The organism is Fictibacillus enclensis (assembly GCF_030123385.1).
Lineage (GTDB): Bacteria > Bacillota > Bacilli > Bacillales > Fictibacillaceae > Fictibacillus_C > Fictibacillus_C enclensis.
This window is the reverse complement of record NZ_CP126109.1, coordinates 2,906,820-2,932,964: the sequence shown is the minus strand read 5'-3', so window position 1 is coordinate 2,932,964 and position 26,145 is coordinate 2,906,820. Positions and strand designations below refer to the sequence as shown.

General features: G+C 43.8%; 22 protein-coding genes and 7 tRNA genes. 24 read left to right on the top strand and 5 right to left on the bottom strand.

Going from position 1 to position 26,145, the window contains the following annotated elements; genetic code table 11:
* Positions 1-22: 22 nt before the first annotated feature.
* Together ispG and QNH15_RS15440 are read right to left on the bottom strand one after the other, a co-directional pair.
* Positions 23-1,123, bottom strand: coding sequence for a flavodoxin-dependent (E)-4-hydroxy-3-methylbut-2-enyl-diphosphate synthase (gene ispG / locus QNH15_RS15445; protein ID WP_090234370.1), 1,101 nt, complete (start codon positions 1,121-1,123; stop codon positions 23-25).
* A 110-nt stretch (positions 1,124-1,233) separates the two neighbouring features.
* Positions 1,234-1,557, bottom strand: a complete 324-nt coding sequence (locus tag QNH15_RS15440) for a hypothetical protein (protein WP_283889216.1) — start codon at positions 1,555-1,557, stop codon at positions 1,234-1,236.
* 194 nt (positions 1,558-1,751) lie between these two features.
* Here QNH15_RS15440 and QNH15_RS15435 point away from each other — a divergent pair, with 194 nt between their 5' ends.
* Complete coding sequence (locus tag QNH15_RS15435) at positions 1,752-2,627, top strand: DUF1002 domain-containing protein (protein WP_283889215.1); 876 nt, start codon at positions 1,752-1,754, stop codon at positions 2,625-2,627.
* A gap of 38 nt (positions 2,628-2,665) precedes the next feature.
* Here the strand turns inward: QNH15_RS15435 and QNH15_RS15430 are convergent, their stop codons facing one another.
* Complete coding sequence (locus tag QNH15_RS15430; RefSeq protein ID WP_283889214.1) at positions 2,666-3,433, bottom strand: DUF1189 domain-containing protein; 768 nt, start codon at positions 3,431-3,433, stop codon at positions 2,666-2,668.
* A 183-nt stretch (positions 3,434-3,616) separates the two neighbouring features.
* Here QNH15_RS15430 and QNH15_RS15425 point away from each other — a divergent pair, with 183 nt between their 5' ends.
* The 18 genes from QNH15_RS15425 (at position 3,617) to phoU (ending at position 16,795) form a co-directional block, all read left to right on the top strand.
* The gene (locus tag QNH15_RS15425) at positions 3,617-5,221 is read left to right on the top strand and encodes a Na/Pi cotransporter family protein (protein ID WP_283895594.1); all 1,605 of its coding nucleotides are present in this window, start codon (positions 3,617-3,619) and stop codon (positions 5,219-5,221) included.
* 27 nt (positions 5,222-5,248) lie between these two features.
* Entirely contained in the window at positions 5,249-5,731 is a 483-nt protein-coding gene (locus QNH15_RS15420; RefSeq protein WP_283889213.1) for a DUF456 domain-containing protein, read from the top strand.
* A 148-nt stretch (positions 5,732-5,879) separates the two neighbouring features.
* Positions 5,880-5,954, top strand: a tRNA-Asn gene (locus QNH15_RS15415).
* 5 nt (positions 5,955-5,959) lie between these two features.
* Positions 5,960-6,036 (top strand) — tRNA-Met (locus QNH15_RS15410).
* A 16-nt stretch (positions 6,037-6,052) separates the two neighbouring features.
* Positions 6,053-6,128: transfer RNA gene (locus QNH15_RS15405), tRNA-His, on the top strand.
* A gap of 38 nt (positions 6,129-6,166) precedes the next feature.
* Positions 6,167-6,243 (top strand) — tRNA-Ile (locus QNH15_RS15400).
* 13 nt (positions 6,244-6,256) lie between these two features.
* Positions 6,257-6,349, top strand: a tRNA-Ser gene (locus tag QNH15_RS15395).
* A 178-nt stretch (positions 6,350-6,527) separates the two neighbouring features.
* Positions 6,528-6,604, top strand: a tRNA-Met gene (locus QNH15_RS15390).
* 4 nt (positions 6,605-6,608) lie between these two features.
* A tRNA-Phe gene (locus QNH15_RS15385) sits at positions 6,609-6,684 on the top strand.
* A 522-nt stretch (positions 6,685-7,206) separates the two neighbouring features.
* Positions 7,207-7,818, top strand: a complete 612-nt coding sequence (locus QNH15_RS15380) for a superoxide dismutase (RefSeq protein WP_061971094.1) — start codon at positions 7,207-7,209, stop codon at positions 7,816-7,818.
* Between the two features lie 144 nt (positions 7,819-7,962).
* A complete protein-coding gene (locus QNH15_RS15375; RefSeq protein ID WP_283889212.1) occupies positions 7,963-9,240 on the top strand; it encodes an MFS transporter in 1,278 nt (425 codons plus the stop codon).
* Between the two features lie 111 nt (positions 9,241-9,351).
* Entirely contained in the window at positions 9,352-11,367 is a 2,016-nt protein-coding gene (locus QNH15_RS15370) for a peptidoglycan D,D-transpeptidase FtsI family protein (RefSeq protein ID WP_283889211.1), read from the top strand.
* Positions 11,368-11,639: 272 nt separating this feature from the next.
* Positions 11,640-12,548, top strand: a complete 909-nt coding sequence (locus QNH15_RS15365) for a phosphate ABC transporter substrate-binding protein (protein ID WP_283889210.1) — start codon at positions 11,640-11,642, stop codon at positions 12,546-12,548.
* Between the two features lie 107 nt (positions 12,549-12,655).
* The gene (gene pstC, locus QNH15_RS15360; RefSeq protein WP_283895592.1) at positions 12,656-13,570 is read left to right on the top strand and encodes a phosphate ABC transporter permease subunit PstC; all 915 of its coding nucleotides are present in this window, start codon (positions 12,656-12,658) and stop codon (positions 13,568-13,570) included.
* Complete coding sequence (gene pstA / locus QNH15_RS15355) at positions 13,570-14,457, top strand: phosphate ABC transporter permease PstA (protein ID WP_283889209.1); 888 nt, start codon at positions 13,570-13,572, stop codon at positions 14,455-14,457. The genes pstC and pstA overlap by 1 nt, the downstream gene beginning before the upstream one ends.
* A gap of 25 nt (positions 14,458-14,482) precedes the next feature.
* A complete protein-coding gene (gene pstB / locus QNH15_RS15350; RefSeq protein WP_283889208.1) occupies positions 14,483-15,313 on the top strand; it encodes a phosphate ABC transporter ATP-binding protein PstB in 831 nt (276 codons plus the stop codon).
* A gap of 11 nt (positions 15,314-15,324) precedes the next feature.
* Positions 15,325-16,113: a phosphate ABC transporter ATP-binding protein PstB gene (gene pstB / locus QNH15_RS15345; RefSeq protein ID WP_283889207.1), complete on the top strand. Its 789-nt coding sequence runs from the start codon at positions 15,325-15,327 to the stop codon at positions 16,111-16,113.
* Positions 16,114-16,135: 22 nt separating this feature from the next.
* Entirely contained in the window at positions 16,136-16,795 is a 660-nt protein-coding gene (gene phoU / locus QNH15_RS15340) for a phosphate signaling complex protein PhoU (protein WP_283889206.1), read from the top strand.
* Positions 16,796-16,851: 56 nt separating this feature from the next.
* Here phoU and QNH15_RS15335 read toward each other — a convergent pair whose 3' ends face one another.
* Both QNH15_RS15335 and QNH15_RS15330 read right to left on the bottom strand, forming a co-directional pair.
* Entirely contained in the window at positions 16,852-17,328 is a 477-nt protein-coding gene (locus tag QNH15_RS15335; protein WP_283889205.1) for a hypothetical protein, read from the bottom strand.
* Positions 17,329-17,346: 18 nt separating this feature from the next.
* Positions 17,347-17,544: a hypothetical protein gene (locus QNH15_RS15330; RefSeq protein WP_061971073.1), complete on the bottom strand. Its 198-nt coding sequence runs from the start codon at positions 17,542-17,544 to the stop codon at positions 17,347-17,349.
* A gap of 394 nt (positions 17,545-17,938) precedes the next feature.
* Here QNH15_RS15330 and QNH15_RS15325 point away from each other — a divergent pair, with 394 nt between their 5' ends.
* From QNH15_RS15325 to rpmG, 5 genes are all read left to right on the top strand, one after another.
* Entirely contained in the window at positions 17,939-18,625 is a 687-nt protein-coding gene (locus tag QNH15_RS15325; protein WP_283889204.1) for a DUF4912 domain-containing protein, read from the top strand.
* A 13-nt stretch (positions 18,626-18,638) separates the two neighbouring features.
* A complete protein-coding gene (locus QNH15_RS15320; protein WP_283889203.1) occupies positions 18,639-21,416 on the top strand; it encodes a 1,4-alpha-glucan branching protein domain-containing protein in 2,778 nt (925 codons plus the stop codon).
* A gap of 14 nt (positions 21,417-21,430) precedes the next feature.
* Entirely contained in the window at positions 21,431-23,842 is a 2,412-nt protein-coding gene (locus QNH15_RS15315; RefSeq protein ID WP_283889202.1) for a sugar phosphate nucleotidyltransferase, read from the top strand.
* Positions 23,843-23,848: 6 nt separating this feature from the next.
* Complete coding sequence (locus QNH15_RS15310; RefSeq protein ID WP_283889201.1) at positions 23,849-25,816, top strand: glycoside hydrolase family 15 protein; 1,968 nt, start codon at positions 23,849-23,851, stop codon at positions 25,814-25,816.
* 119 nt (positions 25,817-25,935) lie between these two features.
* Positions 25,936-26,085, top strand: coding sequence for a 50S ribosomal protein L33 (gene rpmG, locus QNH15_RS15305; RefSeq protein ID WP_061971060.1), 150 nt, complete (start codon positions 25,936-25,938; stop codon positions 26,083-26,085).
* The last annotated feature ends 60 nt before the right edge of the window (positions 26,086-26,145 follow it).

Sequence of the window (26,145 nt, the reverse complement as noted above, 5' to 3'; positions counted from 1 at the left end):
CAGCATGGCAGGGGTTTTCCATTTATACAAGTTCAGCTTGCTGTTTGGCATGATATTCTTCAGCCAGCTTGTCAATTTCTTTTTTAAGCTCATCAAGCAATTGATCTTCAGGGATCTTGCGTACGATTTCGCCATGGCGGAAAAGCAGCCCTTCGCCTCTGGCACCGGCAATTCCGATGTCAGCTTCACGGGCCTCGCCAGGTCCGTTTACGGCACATCCGAGAACCGCTACTTTAATTGGAGCACGCACTTTGGAAATGTATTCTTCCACTTCATTAGCAATAGAAATCAGATCAATTTCAATCCTTCCGCATGTCGGGCAGGAGATGAGTGTAGCAGCATCAGAAAGCAATCCAAAGGATTTGAGAAGTTCTCTTGCTACTTTTACTTCTTCTACCGGGTCGGCACTAAGCGAAACACGAAGTGTATTTCCGATGCCTTTGTTTAAAATAACGGCCAGTCCGGCAGCACTTTTTACAGTTCCGGCAAATAGTGTTCCGGATTCGGTAATACCGAGATGAAGCGGGTAGTCAAAGGCCTGTGCAGCTTTTTCGTACGCTTCAATGGCAAGATTGATATCGGATGCTTTCATGGAAACAATGATGTCGTGAAAGTCCAGATCCTCAAGGATTTTAATATGGTCAAGGGCGCTTTCGACCATTCCCTCCGCTGTTGGATATCCGTATTTTTCAAGATATTTTTTTTCAAGAGAACCAGCGTTTACACCTATTCGAATTGGAATGCCTTTGGCTTTTGCTGCTTTAACGACAGCCTCCACTTTTTCCCGGCGTCCAATGTTTCCCGGATTGATTCTGATTTTATCTGCTCCGCCTTCAATGGCTTTTAGAGCCAGTTTGTAGTCGAAATGGATATCAACCACAAGAGGGATGGAGATTTGTTTCTTTATATCAGCAATAGCCTCTGCTGCACGCATGTCAGGACAGGCGACACGCACAATCTGGCAGCCTGCCTCTTCCAGGCGTTTGATTTCAGCAACAGTTGCTTCCACATCATGAGTCTTCGTTGTTGTCATACTTTGAACAATAACCTGATTGTTTCCGCCAATGGTTAAAGGGCCGACTTTTACAGGTCTTGTTTTTGAACGATGCGTAATTTCACTCATAGGTGAACCGCTCCTTTAATCTCTATTTATTCATAACAACAGATTTTTTCCATCTGTACAATAGTCTATTTTAGCAAGGTTGTCTTTAGTTTGGCAAGAAAACGAGTCCTTTAATTCTTTTTATATACCGGAAAATTATAGCTTTTGCCAACCTGGATACTTTCCGGACGAATTCCATGATTCAAACGTTGAAAGTCCTTGGTCAGGTCGGGGATCGGTTTGGAAAGAGAGGATGGATTCAGTTTTTCAATCACTGACAGTACCGTGTCCCCGGAAGAAATTTTGACCTTTTGAGAAGGTGTGCTGTTTTGGATACTAACTGCGGCAACAGGAGCAGCCTTTTGGTTGTACGGCTGAAGAGTACCTACCTTGAGATCATAGGCAATCGTATAAACAATAACAAGTGTCAGGCAAATGTATATAAACTTTTTCATAAGCTTGTCCTCCTTTATTTAGGACATGTATATGTACCAGTAATAAATCTATTCCTGTTTTTTTGCCATTGAAGAATCAGGGATAAGTTTGCCGGGAGAAAGCTGTGTGGTGTAAAATTGGAAATGTATCTTAAAAAGAGAGAAGGATACGTGGGTACAGATGGGAAAAACAAATTATGAGGTGGAGTATAAACATGAATCGGAAAGCAAAATGGTTAATTCCAATGCTGCTTGCACTTGTTTTTATGGTTCCTTTAAAGGCATTTGCTGACGCAGCTCCCGGAGATGTCATCGTTACATTGGGGGAAGATTTGACTCCGGATCAAAAGACAAAAATTTTAAATGAGATGGGCGTATCCTCGGATGTGGATACTGTTACGGTAACGAATGAGGAGGAACATCAGTATCTCGGTAAGTATGTTTCGAAAGCCCAGTTGGGCACCCGGGCAATTTCATCTTCAAAAGTTACCCTGGCAGAAAAGGGGAAAGGGCTTCATGTTGAAGCTAAAAACATCAATTGGGTAACAGACAGCATGATTGTGAATGCTCTTGTTACCGCGGGTGTTAAAGACGCCGACATTTATGTGACCGCCCCATTTGAGGTATCGGGTACAGCAGCCCTTACAGGAATTTTAAAAGCATATGAACAAAAAGCAGATGTAAACATTCCCGAAGAAAAAAAGCAAGTAGCCAATGAAGAAGTGGTTAAAACTGCAGAGCTTGGTGACCGTATTGGAACAAAAGAAGCGACTCAGCTGATTACCGAAATCAAACAGGAGCTTGCGGATCATCCGGTAAAGAACGAGGATGAACTCCGTGATTTGATCAAACGCGTAGCTGAACGACTGGGAATCACATTGACAGATGATGAATTAAACAGCCTGGTTTCCCTTTTTAATAAAATGAAGGATTTGAACATTAACTGGGATAAAGTTCAAGACCAGTTGCAAAACGTCAGAGATAATCTTGATGGTTTTCTCAATAAAGAAGAAACACAATCGTTTCTTCAAAAATTCATCGATTTTATTATTTCCATCATAGATGGCATAAAAGGTCTTTTCCAAAAGTAAAAGGCCATACGAAAAGGAGCCGAAACCGGCTCCTCTTTTTATGCTTTTGGCTCAGGTGTTTCTTTAATGGAAAGATGTAGGAAGAGGGAAGCCACTGCCCAATAAATGATAAAAGAGAAGGGCACCTCGGTATGTAAAAGCTTCATGACCGCAAAGAAAACCGTAGGCAGGGTAACGGAATAGGCGGACATGACCCACAATCTTCTGTAATTAAGGCTTCGGCGGCTGATGTTCTGCAAAACAAGGCCGATGACGGCGAGGACAGTTACCCCAATAAACTTCATGGCTACAGTAAAGAGGTAAATGAACAAAAAAATCAATGGAAGCAAAATAGGAAGCAAATCCGAAAGTTTATTGATCCAGGAACTCACATCCTGTTTGGTCAGTGTCACATCGCCAAGCGTCTGATACGGAAAGGCTTGGGTTTCACCACCCGATGTAATGATCGCCTTGTTCTTTAACATGGCAATGACATCATTGTACTTATTAAGGTCGCTTTCCTTTACGGCTCCCGTGGTATCAAAAATAAAGGTTTGATTGTCATCCGTTTGAATGACGGGCATTTTGAGCTGTGAAGAAAGCTTTCCATCCTTTAACGTGAAATCAGGTATATCGGACTTCATGGACTGCTCAAATTCCTCTATTCCTGATTTAAAGGCCATGGAAAATGTAATTCCAAAGGGAATGGAAGTGAGAAAAATAAGAAAAAATATGTATCCGATCGCTTTTCCAACCCCTTGAAAGCGTAGACGAGCGACAGTCTGCGGGGAAAACAGACTTTTAATAAAATGATTGAAAATTCTCATGTAACTCCTCATTTCCTGAATGGTCTGTATTAATTTTAGCGAATAATGAGGAAACAAACAATGTGTAAGCCATTGGTTTGTTAAGGTTTTCAGAAGCGTCTTTACATAACATTTATAAAACTAGATAATATCAGAAGGATGATTAGTTAAAAGGGGTTGTCAAATACATTGAGTGTTCAGGATATGCTGTTTCAGTTTTTGGGCGGACTCGGCCTTTTTCTTTTTGGAATTAAATATTTGGGGGAAGGGCTCCAGAATTCTGCCGGAGACCGGCTGCGAAATATTCTTGACAGTTTAACAACGAATACATTTACAGGGATTCTCGCCGGTTTGTTTGTTACGATGCTGATTCAGTCCAGCTCCGCTACAACGGTTTTGACAGTCGGACTTGTTAATGCTCGTATGCTTACATTAAGACAGGCAGTGGGAATCATTATGGGAGCCAATATAGGTACAACGTTTACCGCTTTTATTATTGGCTTTGATGCTGCAGGCTTCGGTCTGCCATTACTCGCAGTTGGCGCATTTTTTGTTTTCTTTATCCGCAATTATAAATACGTGTTTATTGGGAGGATCCTTTTTGGTCTTGGAGGACTGTTTTTTGGATTGCAGCTGATGGGAGCAGGAATGGAGCCGCTGCAAACCTCCCTGAATTTTAAAAATATAACCGACCATCTCAATGACCAGCCGTTTCTGGGGATTGCAGCTGGGATGTTCGCTACCATGGTGCTGCAGTCATCCAGTGCCACCGTGGGTATTCTTCAACAAATGTTTTCCATGGATTTAATTCATCTGAGCGGAGCTCTTGCTGTTTTATTTGGAGATAACATTGGAACGACCATCACCGCGGTGATTGCAGCCATCGGAGCTTCACAGAATGCCAAGCGTGCCGCGCTCGTTCATGTACTGTTTAATGTCATCGGAACCGTTATCTTTGTTATTTTCTTTATTCCTTATAAAAGCATCATTGAATGGCTCACAGGGTTTATGAATTTGAAGCCGGCGATGGAAATCGCTTTTGCACATGGCTTTTTTAATGTGGCAAATGTCATTATTTTGTTTCCGTTCATCTCATTTTTGGTCTATGGTGTTACCCGGTTGATCCGGGATGATGAGTGGACCGTTGATACTCAAACGGTGAAGCTGGATGAAAAAGTGATCAACAGTTCACCTGAATTTGCTTTGCATCAGGCGAGACAGGAATTGCTGAAAATGGCAGCCTATTCCCGGGAGGGCCTTAATCAGGCGTTGCTTTTCTTTCAAACACGAAAAAACCGGTATGCGGACACCGCCATGCAGTATGAAGAGGAAATTAACAGATTTGACCGCCAGCTTACAAAGTTTCTCGTGAAATTATCGATTCATTCTCTTTCCAAAAACGAATCTACTGAGCATACGATGCTGCTAAACCTCTGTAAGGATATCGAGCGGGTAGGGGACCATATGAAAAATATGATTGATCTGGTCTGTTTTATGGCTAGAAATAATATTAAGCTTTCAGAGGTCACTTCCAGGGATTTTGAGAATATGATGATTCTTACTCAATCCTGTCTGGAAAAGGCCATTATGGCGCTCGAGACCAATAACAAGTCCATGGCAGAAGAAGTACTGTCCATTGAGGATGGTATTGATGAGATGGAAAAAACATTAAGAAAGAAGCATATTCAGGATATCAACAATAATTTGAGCAGCGGTCAGGAAAGTGTTGTCTATGTCGACTTCATCAGTAATTTGGAACGGATCGGTGATCATTCCGTCAATATTGCTGAAGCTGTTCTTGAAAGATAAAAATGCAAGATAGTAGGAGGTAAAACGTTGGATTATCTATATTGGACGCTGATCATCTTGTCATTTCTGCTAGCCTTTGCCGGCTTAATCTTTCCGATTTTGCCAGGCGCGCTGTTTCTTATACTGGGATTTTTATTGTATGGCTTATTTTATTCCTTTCAGTCATTCACTATCTTCTTTATCGTCGTGCAGGCCATTCTGCTGGCTAGTTTGTTTGTGGTGGATTATATCAGCAATTTATATGGAGTCAAAAGGCGGGGAGGATCGAAGGCGGCCATATGGGGAAGTACCATCGGCCTGCTTGTCGGACCATTTGTAATTCCGGTGGCCGGTATTATTGCCGGTCCATTTATCGGGGCGTTTCTGGCTGAACTCGTTATTGGACGCAAATCTCCCATGGATGCCTTCCGAGTCGGTGTAGGCTCGGTCCTTGGCTTTTTGGGAGGGACGCTAGTCAAGATTGTCATTCAATTGATTATGATTGGATACTTTTTGTATGTGGTTTTATAAAAAAGTGCTTGCTAAGCGGATGGGAACATGCTATATTTATATCTGTCTTCTCGACAACGGCCAACCAAGGCTGTTGAAAAAAAGAGTTGACTTACATAACGGAAAAATGATATAGTAATTCTTGTCCCTTAGAGGACAACATAATTGTTCCACAGTAGCTCAGTGGTAGAGCTATCGGCTGTTAACCGATCGGTCGTAGGTTCGAGTCCTACCTGTGGAGCCAACTATGGCGGTGTAGCTCAGCTGGCTAGAGCGTACGGTTCATACCCGTGAGGTCGGGGGTTCGATCCCCTCCGCCGCTACCATATTTTTTAGGCGATGGCGATCGTGGCGAAGTGGTTAACGCACCGGATTGTGGTTCCGGCATTCGTGGGTTCGATTCCCATCGGTCGCCCCATTATACTTACATATATGATATACTTAATAAAACCACATGGACCCTTAGCTCAGTTGGTCAGAGCGGTCGGCTCATAACCGATTGGTCGTAGGTTCGAGTCCTACAGGGTCCACCACATACAATCATACGGAGGTATACCCAAGTCTGGCTGAAGGGATCGGTCTTGAAAACCGACAGGGGCTTAGCGGCTCGCGGGGGTTCGAATCCCTCTACCTCCTCCATTTACTTTGTAAAGAGTAATAACATCCGTAAGCATTCATATCATCGCGGGGTGGAGCAACGAGCGCTACAGCACGAGTAGGCTACGAGTAACCTCGACGGATACACTTCAAGAAATAGCTTGTAGAGGAAGAGGTCAAGCTACGGAGGAATAACATCATCCGTAAGCATTCATATCATCGCGGGGTGGAGCAGTCTGGTAGCTCGTTGGGCTCATAACCCAAAGGTCGCAGGTTCAAATCCTGTCCCCGCAACCAAAGTGGCTCGATAGCTCAGTCGGTAGAGCAGAGGACTGAAAATCCTCGTGTCGGCGGTTCGATTCCGTCTCGAGCCACCATTTCTATACATACGTAACCTTTGCCTTTTTGGCAAAGGTTTTTTGTTTACAACATTTCAAAATAAATGCGTCGAATATGCTCGATTAGTGTCGACATATACGGTTTGAGAGTAAAAGGGGCTTTTTTGAGAATAAATCGGTTCATTTTGAGAATAAACACAGGAGTTTTGAGAGTAATTAAATATCTTCCGCTAATGTGAGGACATTTAAGACAAAATTTCATTCCAAAAGGGAGAGGTCTGTTACTCTCCAGTCGAAGATTAACAAAAAAATTGCAAAACTGTGCATTTTGCAGGGAATTTACCGCTTTTTAATCCATTTCAATGAAAACAAGTCATAGCGCTCTATTCCGTCGTAAAAAATAAGCTTCTTCCAATAAGGGTTTATCGTTGAAAGATAAGGGTAAATCTGATAATGTATGTGTTGTGCTACTTATTAAACATTCTTGTTGACTAAGTTTTCAATTTGGGGTTTCCCAAAATGAAATAAAAAATGAACTACATATCAAGGAGGAGATGTATCATGGCAAAGTTTGAACTGCCTGCTTTACCTTACGCCGCAAACGCACTTGAACCACACATTGATGAGGATACGATGAATATCCACCATGACCGTCATCATAAGACATATGTTGACAACTTGAACGCAGCTCTTGAAGGCCAATCCGAGTTTGAAAGCAAAAACTTGGTTGACATTCTGACTAACCTTGATTCTCTGCCAGAAAACATTCGCACGGCTGTACGCAATAACGGCGGCGGGCATGCGAACCACAGTTTGTTCTGGGAAATCCTTAAACCAGGCGGATCCAATGAGCCAACTGGTGAAGTGGCTGATGCCATCAACAACAAATTTGGAAGCCTTGATGCTTTCAAAGAGCAGTTCGCGAACGCTGCAAAAGGCCGTTTCGGATCTGGCTGGGCATGGCTTGTTGTAAATAACGGTGAGTTGGAAGTAACAAGCACTCCCAACCAGGACAACCCTGTAATGGAAGGCAAAACACCAATTCTTGGACTTGATGTTTGGGAGCACGCTTATTACCTTAAGTATCAAAACAAGCGTCCTGACTATATCAACGCATTCTGGAATGTTGTAAACTGGGATGAAGTTGAAAAACGCTACAACGAAGCAAAATAAGCAAGTATTTCAGGTGAAAGCCGGTTTCCTCAGGGGAGCCGGCTTTTGTTTTTATTGGAATTACAATAAAAACCAATTTTCCGATTGGCGAATAGCCCCTTACAAGTGGTGAAAACTACATGTGAATTGCAAAGGGGCGAGATCATGAAATTTAAATTGTTCGGAGATACAGACAGAACGAAGGAATTGCTTTTATTGCTTGTGATTGGCGGACTGTTCGCGCTGAGCACCGCTTTGTCCAATACATTCGTTAACATTTATTTGTGGAAACAGTCGGGAGAATTGAGAGACATTGCTCTATATAATTTATCCATTGTGTGCATTCAGCCTGTTGCTTTTTTTATTGCGGGGAGATTAACCAAAAAAATTGACAGGGTTATTGTACTTCGAATTGGTGTTACCATCCTGTCGCTGTTTTATTTGTTTGTGCTTTTTCTGGGAGAACAGGCAAGCGAGCGTCTTCTCTTGCTGGGAGGTCTTCTTGGTGCGGGCTCAGGGTTCTACTGGCTGGCTTTTAACGTGTTGACGTTTGAAGTGACTGAGCCGGACACGCGTGATTCCTTTAACGGTTATCTTGGTGTATTCACTTCGTTATCAGGTATGGTTGGACCTATAACCTCGGGATTCTTAATTTCCCAGCTGGATAAGTTTACTGGCTATCGCATTATTTTTACCGTCTCGTTGTTTTTGTTTTTTACAGCTGTAGTCATCAGCTTTTTCTTGAAGCGGCAAAAAGCGGAAGGGAAGTTTCATATATGGCAAATCCTTAAATCCCGGACATACAATCGAAACTGGGCGCGAATCTTGTATGCCCATTTTTTTCAAGGGATTCGAGAAGGCACATTTATCTTTTTGATCGTCATCTGGGTTTATATTATTTCAGACAGTGAATTTGCGCTTGGCACGTTCGGTCTTGTTCAATCGGCAGTATCCTTTATCGGCTATTTTGTTGTATCCCGGTACATGAACAAGGAACGAAGGAAAAAATCCATCTTTGTTGGAGGGTTGATCCTGTTTCTTTCGCCGTTCTTGTTTTTAATGAATGTCACCTTTCCTCTTTTAATGCTTTATGGTGTTGTGATCTCGATCGCCTATCCTCTTCTTCTCGTGCCATATGTTTCTCTGACTTATGATGTGATCGGGAGATGTGATAATGCGGGGCCGATGAGAGTGGAGTATATTGTTGTGAGAGAACTTTTTTTAAATGCGGGACGAATCCTTTCGATTGTTATTCTGCTGATCACGATTCAGTTCTTTAATGGGGACTACAGCATTCCTCTATTGCTTCCAATCCTGGGAGCCGGGCATTTTGTCATTTACTTTTGTGTTCGGTCCATTCGATTTTCGACCCTTCAAAAATCAGACATTGTATCCAACTACTCACAGAACAATACAGATCGAGAAGACGGCAGCAGAGTGTGACATTTTTCTTTCCGAAACAGTGATTTACTGTTACTATTATTGTAGTAAATCAATTTGTGGAAAATGGAAATGAGCAGAAACTCTTTCCATATATAGGTAAGGGTGGAATGAATGACGAAAGAAAAGAAGAAAAAGAATCATGTCCCTATACGTCTGAACGCCTTGTTTCTTGCGGTGTTCTTTCTTTTCTCAATTTTAATTTTCCGTCTGGGGTATGTACAGATTGTCCAGGGGGAAGAGTATCAGCGCTCCGCGGATAAAAAGGAAAATGTAACCGCACGGCTTGATGCGCCGAGAGGGAAGATGATGGATACTGAAAACCGTGTAGCGGTGGATAATAAACCGGTATATTCCATTACGTATACACGTACACAGAAAACAAGTGCGGAAGACCGTGAAGCCATTGCTGAAAAGTTGGCTGGCTATATCAAAAAGGACACAAAAAATGTAACAGAGCGGGATAAAAAGGATTATTTTATCTTTCTGCATCAAAAGGAAGTAGAAAGCCGCATTTCGCCCGCTGAAAAGAAGCAATTGAATGATGATCAGTATTACAAGCTTATGCTTGACCGGATCACTAAAAAGGATCTTGATTCCTTTACTCCTCATCAAATTGAGGTACTGGCGATCAAGAGGGAAATGGACAGCGGATATGCCCTGACACCACAGCGTATTAAAATCGGTGCATCACAAAAGGAGATCGCCACAATCAGTGAGCATCTTTCCGATCTGCCCGGCATTGATATTAAGCCCGATGCCAAACGGGATTATCCATATGGCGATACGTTTAAAGCTTTATTTGGACAGGTCAAACAAATCCCTTCCAGTAAAATGGATTTTTATTTATCACGAGGAAATGAACGAAATGATTTAGTCGGAACCAGTTTTCTTGAAGAGCAATACGAATCGTTGCTCAGAGGAAAAAAATCAAGTGTTAGATATGTAACCGATAAAGCAGGGAACCCGGTTGGCGAACCGGTAGAAGTAGAAGGTTCAAGGGGCAAGGACCTTACGCTTACCGTTAATATGGAGCTTCAGCAAAAAGTGGAAGACGTGATTGAAAAGGCCATGAAAAAAGCAAAATCCGGCGGATCTGCCTATGCCAACCGGGATCTTACGGAAGCTTATGTCGTTATGATGAATCCCGAAAATGGAGAGATTCTTTCCATGGCGGGAAAAAAATACGATACAAAAACCGGCCAATATAAAAACGCGCCATTTGGTACGGTGTATAACTCGTTTGCCATGGGTTCTGCCGTAAAAGGTGCGACGGTGCTCACTGGATTGCAGCAGGGAGCGATTACACCAGCCACGCATTTCTACGATGCTCCGCTCGTATTCGGTGACGGAAGGAAAATGAAATCGGCTCACTCCGGTCTTGGCAGCATCGGACCTGTGGAAGCACTCGAGGCTTCTTCCAACGTTTATATGTGGCATGTGGCAATGAAGCTTGCCGGCTATGATTATGCGCATAAACGTTTTATAGACCATCACGTGGACCAGGCATTCAGAGTATTGCGTGACTCTTATAGCCAATTTGGACTCGGGGTACCAACAGGAATCGATTTGCCTTCTGAAGCGACAGGCTACAATACAGGCATGAGCAACCAACTGGCCCAAGCGATGTTCTTCGCCATCGGACAGTTTGATACGTACACACCGCTGCAAATGGCTCAGTATGTATCGACCATTGCCAACAATGGCTACCGAATGCAGCCGCATCTTTTAAAAGAAGTACGGGAACCTTCCACTCAGCCAGGAAAGCTTGGCAAATTGGATTACAAATTTGAACCCCATGTTATGAACAAAATTGAAATGAAACAGGAATACCTCGATGTGGTCCATCAGGGCTTCCGCCAGGTTATGGTGGGAAGCCATGGTACGGCGGCTGCGTTTTTTAAAAACAAGAGTTATCAGCCGGCAGGAAAGACAGGTACCGCTCAGGTTGATGTTAAGTCGGGATTAAACAATAAAACCCTTGTTGGTTATGCACCGTATGACAAACCGGAAGTTTCTTTTGCGGTTGTAGTTCCAAAAGTCCGTGAAGGTTCAATCAACCTTGAGATCGGTTCAGGGGCGCTTGATGCCTACTTTAAATTGAAAAAAGACGGAAATAAGACGAAATAACTAGCTGTTTGTAAAGAAAACGCGTCCTTTGGGCGCGTTTTTTTTTGTGCATAAATAGTTTTTGGACTGAAACACTAGTACAGATGTCGTGGTTTCTTTACAATCTCTTAACATTAGGTTCAAACAGCGTTAATAATGGTCGCTTATTGTAGTAGATGTAAAGTGATTAACCGATTGTTGGGGGTGGGCGATAGAGACAACGACAGTATAGAAATAGCAAGATCTCTATCAATAAAAAAATCTTTTAAAACATTCTGGAGGGACCTAAGACAATGAAGAAAATGAAATCCGTTTATCTTTTGGCAGTAATGGCTTTAATCCTGGTTGTTGCCACAGCTTGTGGAAACAATAGTAAAGACAGCAGTGCGAATGGCAACGAAGGGAAAAAAGCTTCCGGCTCGATCGTTGTTTCCGGTTCAAGTGCAATGCAGCCGCTTGTAGCAGCAGCCGCTGAACAGTTCAAAGAAGATAATCCAGATGCTGATATTCAAGTACAAGCCGGAGGAAGTGGGACAGGCTTAAGCCAAGTGTCAGAAGGCGCGGTTAAGATCGGAAACTCGGATGTTTTTGCTGAAGAAAAAGAAGGCATTCCAGCGGACAAGCTTAAAGATCACCAAATTGCGGTAGTCGGAATGTCTGCAGCTGTTAATCCTGAAGTGGGTATTAAAGATATTTCCAAGGAAGATCTTATCAAAGTCTTCACTGGTGAAATCAAAAACTGGAAAGAGCTTGGCGGAAAAGATCAAAAGATTGCATTGATTAACCGTCCGGATTCTTCTGGAACACGAGCTACTTTCGTTAAATATGCTCTTGATGGAAAAGAACCTGTTGAAGGTGCCGCAACAGAAGATTCTTCAAACACTGTACAAAAATTGATCAAAGAAACACCTGGAGCCATCGGGTACCTTGCATTCTCTTACTTCACAGACAACAGCGGTGTTACGCCACTTAGTATTGATGGTGTAAAACCTACAGACGAAAATGTTCAAAAAGGTAAATTCCCAATCTGGGCTTATGAGCATTCTTATACAAAAGGTGAGCCTAAAGGATTGGAAAAAGAGTTCCTTGATTATATGATGAGCGACGAAATCCAAAACAATCTTGTACCTGAGCAAGGATACATCCCTGCAAGCAAAATGGAAGTAAAACGTGATGCTGAAGGGAAAGTTACAAAAAAGTAACGGGATAGACCGTTAAGAAGCCTGGAATCAGGGTAAGTGTCCGAATGATAATGGATATTTACCCTGTTAGGGCGTTTTGGGGAGGTACGAAAATGGATAACAAGACAATGACCATGGCAGCCAGCCAAAGGCTGTTAAAGAAATCAAACAAATCCGCACTACAAAAAGAGAAGCGGGGAAAATACCTGGTGTTGGCCAGTGCTCTATTGATTATTTCGGCGACCATTGCGATTACCATTTTTCTTGGGTCCAAAGGGTTGCAGGCATTTATCAGCAACGGCGTAAGTATATATGAATTTTTAACCAGCACGAAGTGGAATCCTACAGCAGAGAATCCATTGTATGGTGCAGTTCCGTTCATACTGGGATCTTTTGCAGTGACTTTTCTTTCCGCTTTAATAGCGGCTCCGCTCGGTATTGGCGGTGCCATCTTCATGACCGAGATTGCTCCTTCATGGGGAAAAAAGATTCTTCAGCCGGTTATCGAGCTGCTTGTTGGTATTCCATCTGTTGTTTATGGATTCATCGGCCTTTCTGTTCTTGTTCCGTTCCTTCGGGATACTGTTGGCGGACAAGGATTCAGCTTGCTCGCTGGGATGATCGTTCTCTCCATTATGATCTTGCCTACTGTAACGAGTATTGCAACAGACGCAATGAGCTCCCTTCCGAAAGGATTACGAGAATCCTCATATGCGATTGGGGCAACCCGTTGGCAAACGATCTGGAGAGTACTTATTCCGGCAGCTATGCCTACGCTTTTAACAGCCATCGTACTTGGAATGGCCAGAGCTTTCGGTGAAGCTCTGGCGGTTCAGATGGTTATCGGTAACGTTCGTTCATTGCCTTCTGCCATCACTGATCCTTCGGCTACACTGACGACCATCATCACGTTGAATATGGGACATACGACCTTTGGAAGTGTTGAAAACAATGTTCTTTGGTCTCTCGCCCTTATTCTCTTGGTCATGTCCTTTATCTTTATACTGTTGATCCGTTATCTTTCTTCAAGGAGGCAGTTCTAATGAACAGTAAAGTTGCAGACCGTATCGCAACCACGATTTTTTACTTGATTGCAGCGACCATCGTAACCGTTCTGGTGGGACTGCTTGGCTATATCATTTTTCATGGGTTTTCCAAACTTAATTTGGACTTTCTAACGTCACCGTCCAGCTCGTTCAGAGCAGGAGGGGGCATTGGCAACCAATTATTTAACTCTTTCTATATCCTCTTTTTAACCATGGTATTCACTGTTCCACTAGGTCTTGGGGGCGGAATTTACATGGCCGAATACGCGCGTCCCGGGAGGCTGACAAATGCCATCAGAACGTGTATTGAAGTGCTGGCTTCACTTCCTTCCATTGTAATCGGCATGTTCGGTTTGCTGATGTTCGTTAATTTGACGGGTTGGGGCTATTCTATCCTTGGTGGGGCGCTTGCACTTACCGTGTTTAACCTTCCTGTTATGGTTCGTGTGTGCGAAGACGCATTGCGTACAGTGGCAAGGGATCAAAAAGAAGCGAGTCTTGCCCTGGGAATCACTCACTGGCACACGATTAAAACGGTTCTTTTACCGGCCGCATTTCCAAGCATCCTGACGGGAGCGATTCTTGCTTCCGGACGTGTATTCGGGGAAGCAGCTGCATTGCTGTTTACTGCAGGCTTAACAACACCAACACTGGATTTCTCCAACTGGAATCCGTTTGACGCGACATCGCCATTGAATATTTTCAGACCGGCTGAAACCCTTGCTGTCCATATTTGGGCTGTCAACACACAAGGGCTCATCCCGGATGTTCGAGAAGTGGCGGATGGTTCTTCTGCTGTGCTGATTATTTCTGTGTTGCTTTTCAACCTGCTTGCCCGTTGGATTGGCAGTATCGTACACAAAAAGATAACAGCTTCTAAATAAATTTTTAGAAATTAGGTGGGGTAACATGAAAACTGTGATGGAACCAAAACGAACGAATACAACGTTTGCCGAGAAGCCGCTGACAGAAAAAACAGAGAAAAAGCCGGTTGCTTTGGATGTTAAACATTTAAATATTTATTACGGTGAAAACCATGCGGTAAAAGACGTTAATTTTTCGATTGAACAAAATGCGGTTACAGCATTGATCGGACCTTCAGGGTGCGGAAAATCCACATTTCTGCGCTCAATCAATCGGATGAATGATCTTATTCCGGGTGCTCGGAGCACAGGAGAGATCCAGTATGATGATGTTAACCTGATTGGTGATGACATCAACGTTGTGGCATTGCGAAAAGAAATCGGGATGGTGTTCCAAAAGCCAAATCCGTTTCCCAAGTCCATTTATAACAATATCGTTCATGCGCTAAAGTTTAACGGAATCCGTTCCAAGAAAAAGCTGGATGGAATTGTTGAAGAAAGTTTACGCAAAGCTGCATTGTGGGATGAGGTAAAAGACAGGCTGCATGAATCAGCGCTTTCCTTGTCGGGAGGACAGCAGCAGCGTTTGTGCATAGCGAGGACACTGGCCATGAAACCGAATATTCTGTTGCTCGATGAGCCTGCTTCTGCACTCGATCCGATTTCCAATGCCAAAATTGAAGACTTGATCATGGAACTGAAAAAAGAGTATACGATTGTCATCGTGACGCATAACATGCACCAGGCTTCACGTATATCGGATAAGACTGCGTTTTTCTTAAATGGTGTACTAGTGGAATTTGACAAGACCGATAAAATTTTCACCAATCCATCTAAAAAAGATACGGAAGATTACATTACCGGACGGTTCGGATAAGGGGGATGAAAATGGGACAAGCAACAGCAACACCACCAGTAACAGAAAAAGCGGTTTTTGATATCAAAAATTTGAATTTATGGTATGGCAAGAACCTTGCACTAAAAGATATTGACTTTACGATTTACAATAACGAAATTACAGCCATCATCGGACCGTCGGGATGCGGGAAATCTACGTTTATTAAAACGTTGAATTTGATGATTGAAAATATCCCCGGTGTAAGAATGTCCGGTGAAATTAACTATGAACAAACGAATCTGCTGAATGACAGGGTGGATCTGGTGGATTTGCGGAAAAAGGTGGGGATGGTTTTTCAAAAAGCCAACCCGTTTCCGAAATCCATTTACGAAAATGTGGCATACGGGCCAAAAATCCATGGGATTAAGAAAAAAGGAAAATTGGACGAAATCGTAGAACGTTCATTAAGAGATGTATTCTTATGGGATGAAGTGAAGGATCGCCTGAATACATCTGCTTTGGGTCTGTCAGGGGGACAGCAGCAGCGTCTATGTATTGCGAGAGCCATCGCTACAAAGCCGGATGTCATTTTGATGGATGAGCCGACTTCGGCACTCGATCCCATTTCCACCATTAAAATAGAGGAACTGGCACTTGAACTGAAAAAAAATTATTCGATTGTCATGGTTACGCACAACATGCAGCAGGCAGCGCGTGTTTCCGACCGAACGGCCTTCTTCCTGATGGGTGAGCTGATCGAATATGATCAGACAGACAAGATCTTTTCGGCTCCTTCTGACAAGCGGACTGAAGATTATGTTACAGGGCGATTTGGATAAAAACTAGAGGAGTGACAAGCAGATGGTTGTACGGGAAAATTTTCAGCTTCAGTTGAACGAATTAAAGGCGATGCTTGTGGAAATCGGAGAACTCACTGAGCACGCATTAAAAGAATCAATTGAAGCTCTTAAAGAACAGGATGTAGACAAAGCACTTGAAGTGATTGAGAATGACCAGCGAATCAATCAGCTGGAGGATGAAATTAATGACGCAGCAATTCTGCTGATCGCCAAGCAGGCACCGGTAGCCTCCGATCTGCGGAGAATTATTGCCGCCATCAAAATTTCTTCCGATGTGGAAAGGATGGCTGACTTTGCTGTAAATATCGCTAAATCCACCATACGCATAGGGGAAAAGCCGCTGATAAAACCTTTGGTTGATCTGCCTCGAATGGCGGAGATTGCTATTGGCATGCTCTCCGATTCCATTAAAGCGTATGTGGACGAAGATGTGGTATTGGCGAAGAATCTTGCTGATACAGATGATTCCGTGGATGAGCTCTACGGAAAAATCATCAGGGAGCTTTTGGAATTGATGACCAAGCATCCGGATTCTCTTGCCCAGATTACGCAGCTGTCGTTTGTGTGCCGTTATATCGAACGTACAGCGGACCATGCCACCAATATTGCCGAAAGCATTATTTTCCTTGTGAAAGGCAAGCGCTACGGTTTAAACGAATAGATGCAAAGAAGGGAGCCTGCACGCTGCAGGCTCCCTTTTTAAATGTTTTATAAATGTTATGTGATGGCATCGGCCAGTTTTTTAAAGTCCATGCTGCTGTTGACTTTAAATGTACCAAACCGGACTTGGCCTTCAAGGTTGTTTTTGCGCAAGTATTTCAGGAAAGACTTGCTGTCTTTAATGATATTTTCTTTTTCGAGAAAATCACAAACCTCTCCAGTGCTCATACCTCTTGTAACATGAAGAGTCGCTTTAAAAACCTTTGGCTTCTCTTTCTCTTGTTTTGCTTCTTCAGAGTTGTCCTGCTCTTGCGGAGCGGGAGCCGCAGCCACCCTGTTTTCCTTCAGATGCTGCAGTTCTTCGGTCGTGATAGCTGTCATACTTTTTGAATGTAAATATGTATTGACCGTGCTGTCGTTTAACTCGGCTTTTACTTCCTTTTCGGGTGGCGTTTGTGAATAGTATACGCCTGCGATTAATCCGGAAGATACAATCATTCCGGCAGCGAAACCTCGTAGTGTTGTATTTGTCATTCTCAAATCCCCAGTATTTTAGTATTTAGATTTATCTTGCGTTGGCATTGCGTCTTCAATGACCTTTAGCTTCTTTTTTAGCTGGTACATTTCTTTTAAAATCTGTATTGAAAAGTTCTCCAGCTGGACCTCCAGATTGTTTCCTTTATCTTTGCGATAAGAGATGGCAAGAAGAATCAGTCCTAAAGCCAACAAGGAAAAAATAATGATATTCATATAAAACCTCCTCAAGTTTAACCTGCCCCCTATTTTTTATACCATAGTATTCCGCTGAAATGTAGATATTTCGCCAAATCGTTAAACTTTTTGCGGTATTTCGACGAGAATTTCGGCGGTATCTCCAGCATGCAGAGGAAAGTGGCACGTTTCTTGTAGAATTTTGTCAATATAACCCTTGATTTGGTCGAATAAGGTGATTTTAAGCGGTTACAAAAAATTTACAATATTGATTTTCACAGACAGGACAAGCAACCAACAAAATTCTACAAATTCTGTATATTGTGAAAGTAAATGCATAATGATACGATATTTTCAAATAAATCGGTAGGCTTTTAAAAGTATTTTAGTAGCAGTGGTAAGCCATTGGAGACAAAAAACCGGGGTGAAGAAAATGATTAATGAAATTGTCAAAATGAAGGAAAAAGGGCTGACCCTTCAGCAGATTGCCGACAGGATGAATCTCTCGATCGGCAAAGTCCAATATCGGTGGAACAAATACCGCCAGGAGGCCGGAAAAGCAATGGAGCCAAACAGTAAAAAGGGAAGCGCCGTTCAGGAAAAGCCAGATGAACCGCTGGAACATATTGTAGAACCGCCAAAGATTCATTGGATAATGCCGTATGAATTTGACGAAGATACTCTATTTGCAATGGTGCAGTCCCCCACGAGTATTTTTGTGTACTGGAGCATTTCAGCCATGAAGCGACAAATGGTAGAGCATCATTTCCGAACCAGCTGGAGCCGTCTTCCCAAAAAGATGAAAATCTACGATGTTACAGATATCATCTTCCAAGGACATAACTCTCATCGCAGCTTTGAAATTGACCTTCCGGAAATGACGAACAATTGGTTTTTGCAGCATTTGGAACCAGACCGTACGTATGTGGTTGATATTGGCACCCAAACATTCGATGGAAGCTTCTTTACCGTATTGAGATCAAATCCTGTTGAAACCCCGAGAGACGCTGCGAACGATCACCGTATGCAAAACGTGGTGAATTGGAAAAACGGCAATGCACATGAGCCGGAGTGGATGGAGAATTTCAGCAGCTATTCATACTATCAAAAAATCAGATAGGAGCTTTTAACCGATGAAAAGTGGATATTTCACATTTATACTGCATGCCCATCTTCCATACGTTAAGCATAAGGAAGCCAACCGCCTGGAAGAGCGATGGGTATTTGAAGCAATGACAGAAACCTACATCCCGTTGCTTTGGGCGCTGGACCGCCAGCCTGAAGGTTTTACGTGGAGTATTTCCTTTTCTCCCCCAGTAATGGAGATGCTGTCAGATCCTGTGCTTCAACGAAGATATCTGGAGTATTTGGACAGCACCGATCATTTAATCAAAAAAGAAAAGCTTCGATCCCTGGATCAAGAAGAAACTGAAGTGATTCGGTTTTACAGCGACCGCTATGAGAAAATCCGAGAGACGTTCTTCAAATGGAATCAGAATCTGCTCGATGGATTTAAGTATCATTACCAGCGTGGAGCGGTTGAATGCTTTACCACTGCAGCAACTCATGCCTTTTTGCCTTATATTCAGACGCATGAAGCACTGGAAGCACAGGTGGATATGGGAATTAAAACCTTTAAGAAATACTTCGGTGAATTGCCAAAAGGCTTTTGGCTGCCTGAATGTGCATATACTCCTGGCATTGATAAACTGCTCCATCAAAAAGGCATAAGATATACGTTTGTAGATGAACAAACTCTCCTGAACAGCAGTCCAAAAGCGACAAGAGGTATTGGTTCCCCCGTATTCTCACCGCACGGCATCGCGCTCTTTCCAAGAAACCGCGAAATATCAGGAAAAGTATGGAGTTCAGTTGACGGATACCCTGGAGACCCCGACTATCGGGAGTTTTACCGCGATATTGCTTATAACAGGGATCTTGATTACATCCTTCCTCACATTCACCCCGAGGGAATCAGGATTGACACTGGCTTGAAATATCACAGGATCACCGGGTCTGTTGAACAAAAGCAAATTTATGTTCGCGAATGGGCGGAAGGAAAAGTGCAGCAGCATGCGGAGCATTTTGTTCAAACACTGGAACATACGCTCAGCGAAAAAGAAGAAGAATGTTATCCTCCGCATCTCATTACTGCTCCTTTTGACGCAGAGTTATTCGGCCACTGGTGGTATGAGGGAACAGACTGGATATCCGCTGTCCAGGAAGCCTGCAAGGGTAGGGTGGAATGGATTACCCCGGCTTCGTTCATCAACCGTCATTATCAGGACTTGCAAACGGTGCATGCCTCGTTTTCGACATGGGGCAGGAATGAGTACGGAGAAGTCTGGCTGAACGAAAAAAATGCCTGGATGTACCGCCACTTGCATAAATGTGAAAGAGAAATCATTACAGCAGCTGCTAAACATTCGCCGCTGACACCGGTAACCAAACGCTTCCTCAAGCAGATGATCCGGGAATGGATGCTTGCTGCAAGTTCAGACTGGGCATTTATAGTCGACAATGAGACGGCAGCACAATATGCGAATGAGCGTTTCAACACTCATATTGAACGCTTCCATATCATTAGAGAAATGTTAAACCAATCACGTAAAGACACCGCATCAATAGAAGCTTATGAACAGGACTTTCCATTTTTAAACGATATTGATACCAGCTATTTTGAAACTCCTCATGACCAATATATCCAACAACATCACAGCACCGTTTCTGAAACAAACAAATTAAAAATCTTAATGCTTTCTTGGGAGTTCCCGCCAATGGTTGTCGGCGGACTGGCCCGGCACGTATTCGATCTCGCCAAAACGCTTGTAAAACAGGGTCAGGAGGTACACGTTGTCACCTGTCATGTGGATGGATACCCGTCCTACGAAGTGAATCAGGGAATTCATGTGTACCGTGTACAATCCAATCAGCCACAAACTGATCAATTTTTCCATTGGACAGGCAGTTTGAATCTTGCCATCGCGGATCAGGGAAGGGAATTGGCAAAGAAAATTAACTTTGACTGCATCCATGCGCACGACTGGCTCGTTTGTGTAGCGGCCAAGGGTCTGAAGCATGAACTGAACATTCCGTTGATTGCCACCATCCATGCCACGGAACATGGGCGCAACAACGGCATTCATAATTCGCTTCAGTACGAGATCAATCAGAAGGAATGGGAGCTCTGTTATGAAGCGAGCGAAGTCATTGTCTGCAGCCCATACATGAAAGATGAAGTGGCGACCGTCTTCAGCGTTCCGGAGGATAAGATAACGATTCTTCCAAACGGGGTCGATCCTGAATTAATACAAACGGAAGAAGTGACCGACGGCTACCGGTTTAAGGAACCGCATGAAGTGCTTGTCTTTTCCGTCGGCCGTGTCGTAAAAGAAAAAGGGTTTCAGACCATAATTGATGCGGCTCATCTGATCAGGCAGCAAAATCAAAATATCAAATTTATCATTGCCGGCAAAGGGCCGATGCTTGATGAATACCGCAGTCGGGTTCATCAGGAAGGACTGGAAGGCACTGTCACCTTCAGCGGTTTTGTGTCGGATGAAGACCGCAATCGGCTGCTGTCTGAATGTGATATCGCGTTGTTCCCAAGTTTGTATGAACCTTTTGGCATTGTGGCACTGGAGGGAATGGCTGCGGGAAAAGCAACCGTTGTTTCAGACACAGGCGGCTTGAAAGACATTGTCCGGCATGAAGAAACCGGATTGAAAATCTATCCGGGTAATGCAGAAAGCCTAGCATGGGCAGTCCTCTCGCTTGCTCGAAATGAACATCTGAGGCTCACTCTCGCCAGCAACGGCAAAAGAGAAGCGGAAACTGTTTTTAACTGGAATAAAATTGCTCAACAAACTAGCGCATTGTATCAACAATGTTTACAAAAAAATCCGGTATAAGGGGCTGTGTCTAAATGAAAGGTGTAATAATGGCTGGGGGAAAGGGAACCCGTCTTCGTCCGTTAACTTGTAACTTACCAAAACCGATGGTGCCGCTGCTTCATAAGCCTGTTATGGAGTACAGTATTGAACTGCTCAAAAAATACGGCATCACCGATATTGCTGTTACGCTTCACTATATGCCAGAAGCGATCAAAAATTATTTTGGTGACGGCAGTGATTTTGGAGTTAATCTTCATTATTTTGAGGAAACCACTCCTCTCGGAACAGCAGGAAGCATCAAAAATGCCGAGGAGTTTTTGGACGAGCGCTTTATTGTTATCAGCGGTGACGCATTAACTGACTTTGATCTGTCCAAAGGCATTAATTATCATGTTGAAAAGGATTCGCTTGTAACCATATTTATGAAACAAGTAGAATCTCCGTTGGAATACGGCGTTATTATGACCAATCAGGACGGAGAAATCATCCGTTTCCTTGAAAAACCAAGCTGGAGCGAAGTCTTCAGTGATACAGTCAACACCGGAATTTATGTTCTCGAACCGGAGATCTTCAACTATATGGAGAAGGATGTACAAACGGATTTCAGTAAGGACCTTTTCCCTCTTCTCATGAAAGAAGGGCGTCCTCTGTACGGTTTCCCTGCAGACGGATATTGGTCCGATATCGGAAGCTTGCAGCAATACCGCCAGTCTCACCGTGACATGCTCGACGGAGAGGTGAACCTGCCTTTCTCGGGCCAAGAAATCGATAAAGGGATCTGGGTTGGTAACAATGTGGTCATTGAGGACGGGGTGAAGCTGGAAAGCCCGGTTCATATCGCAGACGGAGCGGTTATCCGTTCTGGTGCAGATGTGAAAAGCTACTCCGTTATTGGCAGAAACAACGTGATATCCTCCCAGGCATCCTTGAAAAAGAGCATCCTCTGGCATGATGTGTATGTGGGTTCCGATTGTGAGCTCAGAGGTGCAACACTGGCCAATGGCATTATGGTTGAACAGGGAGCTACCATTTATGAACATGCAGTTGTGGGTAACCACTGCAAAATCGGAAAGCGCTCTACATTAAAACCTGAAGTGAAAATTTGGCCGGAAAAAGAAATTTATGATGAGGCACTCGTTCATACTTCATTGATCTGGGGACGCAAAGCCACCAAATCGCTGTTCGGAGGACGTGGAGTTTCCGGAATTGCCAACGTGGAAATTACACCGGATTATATTGCAAGACTTGCATCAGCTTATGGCGCAGTCCTTCCTCATGGATGTCATATCGCCATCGCAAGCGATTCCCATTCGTTTTCCGAACTGATCAAAGGGGCATTCATTCAGGGGCTTTTGTCTTCAGGAATTAACACATGCGACACCAGCCCGACCGTAGCTCCTGTTGTGCGATTTGCGATTGAAGAAGACAACCTTCAGGGCGGCGTATACATCCGGTTCTCTAACAGAGGCGGAGAGAAGCAAGTGTTCATTGAATTTTATGATCATAAAGGCCTTCCCATCCACCCTGATCTCGAGAGAAAGATTGAAAACGCTTATTGGCAGGAAGATTACCGCCGTGCAGCCTTTGATATGATCGGAAAGGGGACACACAACAATTTCAAAAATGAAGAATATATCGAAGCGCTCCTTCACACGGTGAACACGAAGCGCATCAAAAATTCCAAGTTTCGAATTGTCGTAAACTACAACCACCAGCCATATTTAAGTTTTATTCCGATTCTTTTCAACAAGCTGGACTGCGAATTTTTAACCGTACCATCCCAGACAGGAGCAGAGGAAATGGCATCATTCGTACGAGTGACCAATGCCAATCTCGGTATTCTGGTTGGTGAAGCCGGAGAAACACTCAGCTTGATCACGGAATCCGGAAAGCTGCTTGATGAAGAAACAATGCTGTCTCTGTATGTTCTGGTTACCTTCTATGAAGGAAAACAAAATGAAATGGCGATTCCCATTTATGGCTCATCTGACCTTGACAGTCTGGCCGGTCGTCTGAATGGAAGGCTCATCCGTACAAAAGCGAATCCACGGTCGATTATGGAAGTGGGCAGCGGAGTGATGAACTTCCAATACGATGCACAATATGCGCTTATTCACATTTTGGAGATGATGGCGACCCAGCAAATTTCGTTGTCCGAACTGGTCGATTTGCTGCCTAATGTGAATATGCTAAGAGAATACGTACCTTGTCCATGGGATAAAAAAGGAAAAGTCATGAGACGGTTAATGGAAGATATCCGGGATAACAATGTAGAACTGGTCGACGGGATTAAAGTCTTTCATCCTGAGGGCGGTTGGACGCTGATCCTTCCGGATGTAGAGCAGCCGATCTTTACCGTCTATTCCCAAGGATCAGATATGGATCAAGCGAAGGAAGCTGCAGCGGAATTTATTAATAAAATCCGGCAGTACCAGCAGGTCTGATCCCATATGCCAAGGGAGCTTGTGGCCGGAAACGGCAAGATTCTCGTTAACATCGATCGGCACCTTCAGATCAGAGATATCTATTACCCATATGTCGGACAACAAAATCACGTACAAGGACATGCCAACAGAGTGGGGATTTGGTCAGAAGGCCAATTCTCCTGGCTTTCCTCTGGATCATGGTCGATTCACAATGATTATCATAAAGATTCTCTTGTGACCTGCTGTACAGCAGAAAACAAGCAGATGGGCCTCCGTCTTGTTTTTGAGGACGGAGTTCATCAGCGTGAAAACATTTTTATTCGAAGAATTAAAGTGACGAATACCACACCTCACGAAAAAAAGATCAGGCTGTTTTTTCACCAGGATCTTAATATTTATGAAACAGAGGTCGGCGACACGGCCTATTTTGCCCCAGATTCAAAATCCATTGTTCATTATAAAAAGAACCGCTACTTTTTGTTTAACGCCCTTTTTGGCAACAACGGCATCTCGCAGTATACGACTGGGATTAAACGGTTTCAAAGTGCAGAAGGAACATGGAAGGATGCGGAGGACGGCTCTCTTCATATCAATCCTATTGCACAGGGGTCTGTCGACAGCACCTTTGCCGTGGAGCATACGGTAGGCGGCGAGCAGACGGTTGAAGCCTTTTATTGGATGACGATCGGCCGCAACCGCGAAGAAGTGGTTGCCCTGAATGACTATGTCCAGGAAATCGGTCCTTCTTTAACGATAGATAAAATTTTAATCTACTGGCGAAGGTGGGCAAACAAGTCTCACTTTCCTGAAACCGACCTGAGCGATGAGATTCTCTCCCTCTATAAACGAAGCCTTCTTGTGGTGCGGACACAAACCAATGAGAATGGCTATATCATGGCTGCAAATGATTCTGATATCCAGCAATATAACCGGGACCATTACAGCTATATGTGGCCGAGGGACGGGGCGCTTGTTGCGGCGGCGATCGCCAAGTCCGGTTACCAGGGAATGGTGAAAAACTTCTACCGAAGGTGTTCCGATGTCCTGACAAAGGAAGGCTATTTGCATCATAAATACAATCCGGACGGTTCCATTGGTTCCAGCTGGCATCCTACCATCGCAAAGAATGGCAAAGAGCAGCTGCCCATCCAGGAGGATGAAACAGCTCTCGTATTATGGGCGTTCTGGGAGCATTACAAAGAGACGGGGGACATCGAGTTTGCACAATCTCTTTACCGGTCGCTGGTCAGACCAGGAGCCCGCTTTTTGCTGGGATTCATGGATGCAGCGCTGGACTTGCCAAACCCTTCGTACGATCTTTGGGAAGAAAGACGAGGCATTTTTTCTTTTACATGTGCGGGTGTTTACGGCGGTTTGATGGCTGCCCATAATTTTGCTCTTTTATTTGGGGAGGATGACCGGGCAGCTCGTTATAAAACGGGTGCCGAGCGCGTGAAAAAAGGGATAGAGGCGCATCTGTATGATGAAGAGGCGGGCCGGTTCCTGCGCGGCATCTACCTTGATGAAGAAACGCGCGAAATCAAAAAAGATTATACGATTGAAAGCAGCATTTACGGCTTGTTTGCCTTTGGGGTGTTTTCTCCGGATGATCCGCGCATCCGTTCGACCATGGAAGCGATTGAGCGTGAGCTCTATATCAAAACGGATGTCGGCGGTGTTGCCCGTTATTTTAACGATTATTATTTCCAGCAAACCCATGAGGTGGATAAAGTTCCCGGTAATCCATGGATCATCTGCACTCTTTGGCTGGCAAAGTGGAAGATCTATACGGCACAGAGTTTATCGGAATTGCAGGAATGCCGGCACTATCTTGATTGGGTCGCTGACCATGCGTTTACGAGTGGAGTTCTTCCCGAACAACTGCATCCTTTTACCGGTGATCCGCTCTCAGTGGCACCGCTGACCTGGTCTCACGCCACGTTTGCTGATGTGGTCGTGGATTACATGAAAGCTTATGAACGTCTTCAATAAATACCACTTGCTGAAAATGAATGTGTCTGCTATTATATTAAAGTATGAATTAATTTGGAAACAAATCAATCAAAGCAGTACACCATTTTTGTAATGGTTAAGGTTTGGAGGGAAAATACATGCGTGTAAACATCACTCTTGCTTGCACTGAGACTGGTGATCGCAATTACATCACTAAGAAAAACAAGCGTAATAACCCAGAGCGTCTGGAGCTTAAAAAATACAGCCCACGACTAAAAAGATACACATTGCACCGTGAAACGAAGTAATGTACGAAAGGCCGCCACATTCCTTATGGAAGACTGGCGGCTTTTTTCATGGCGCGGACC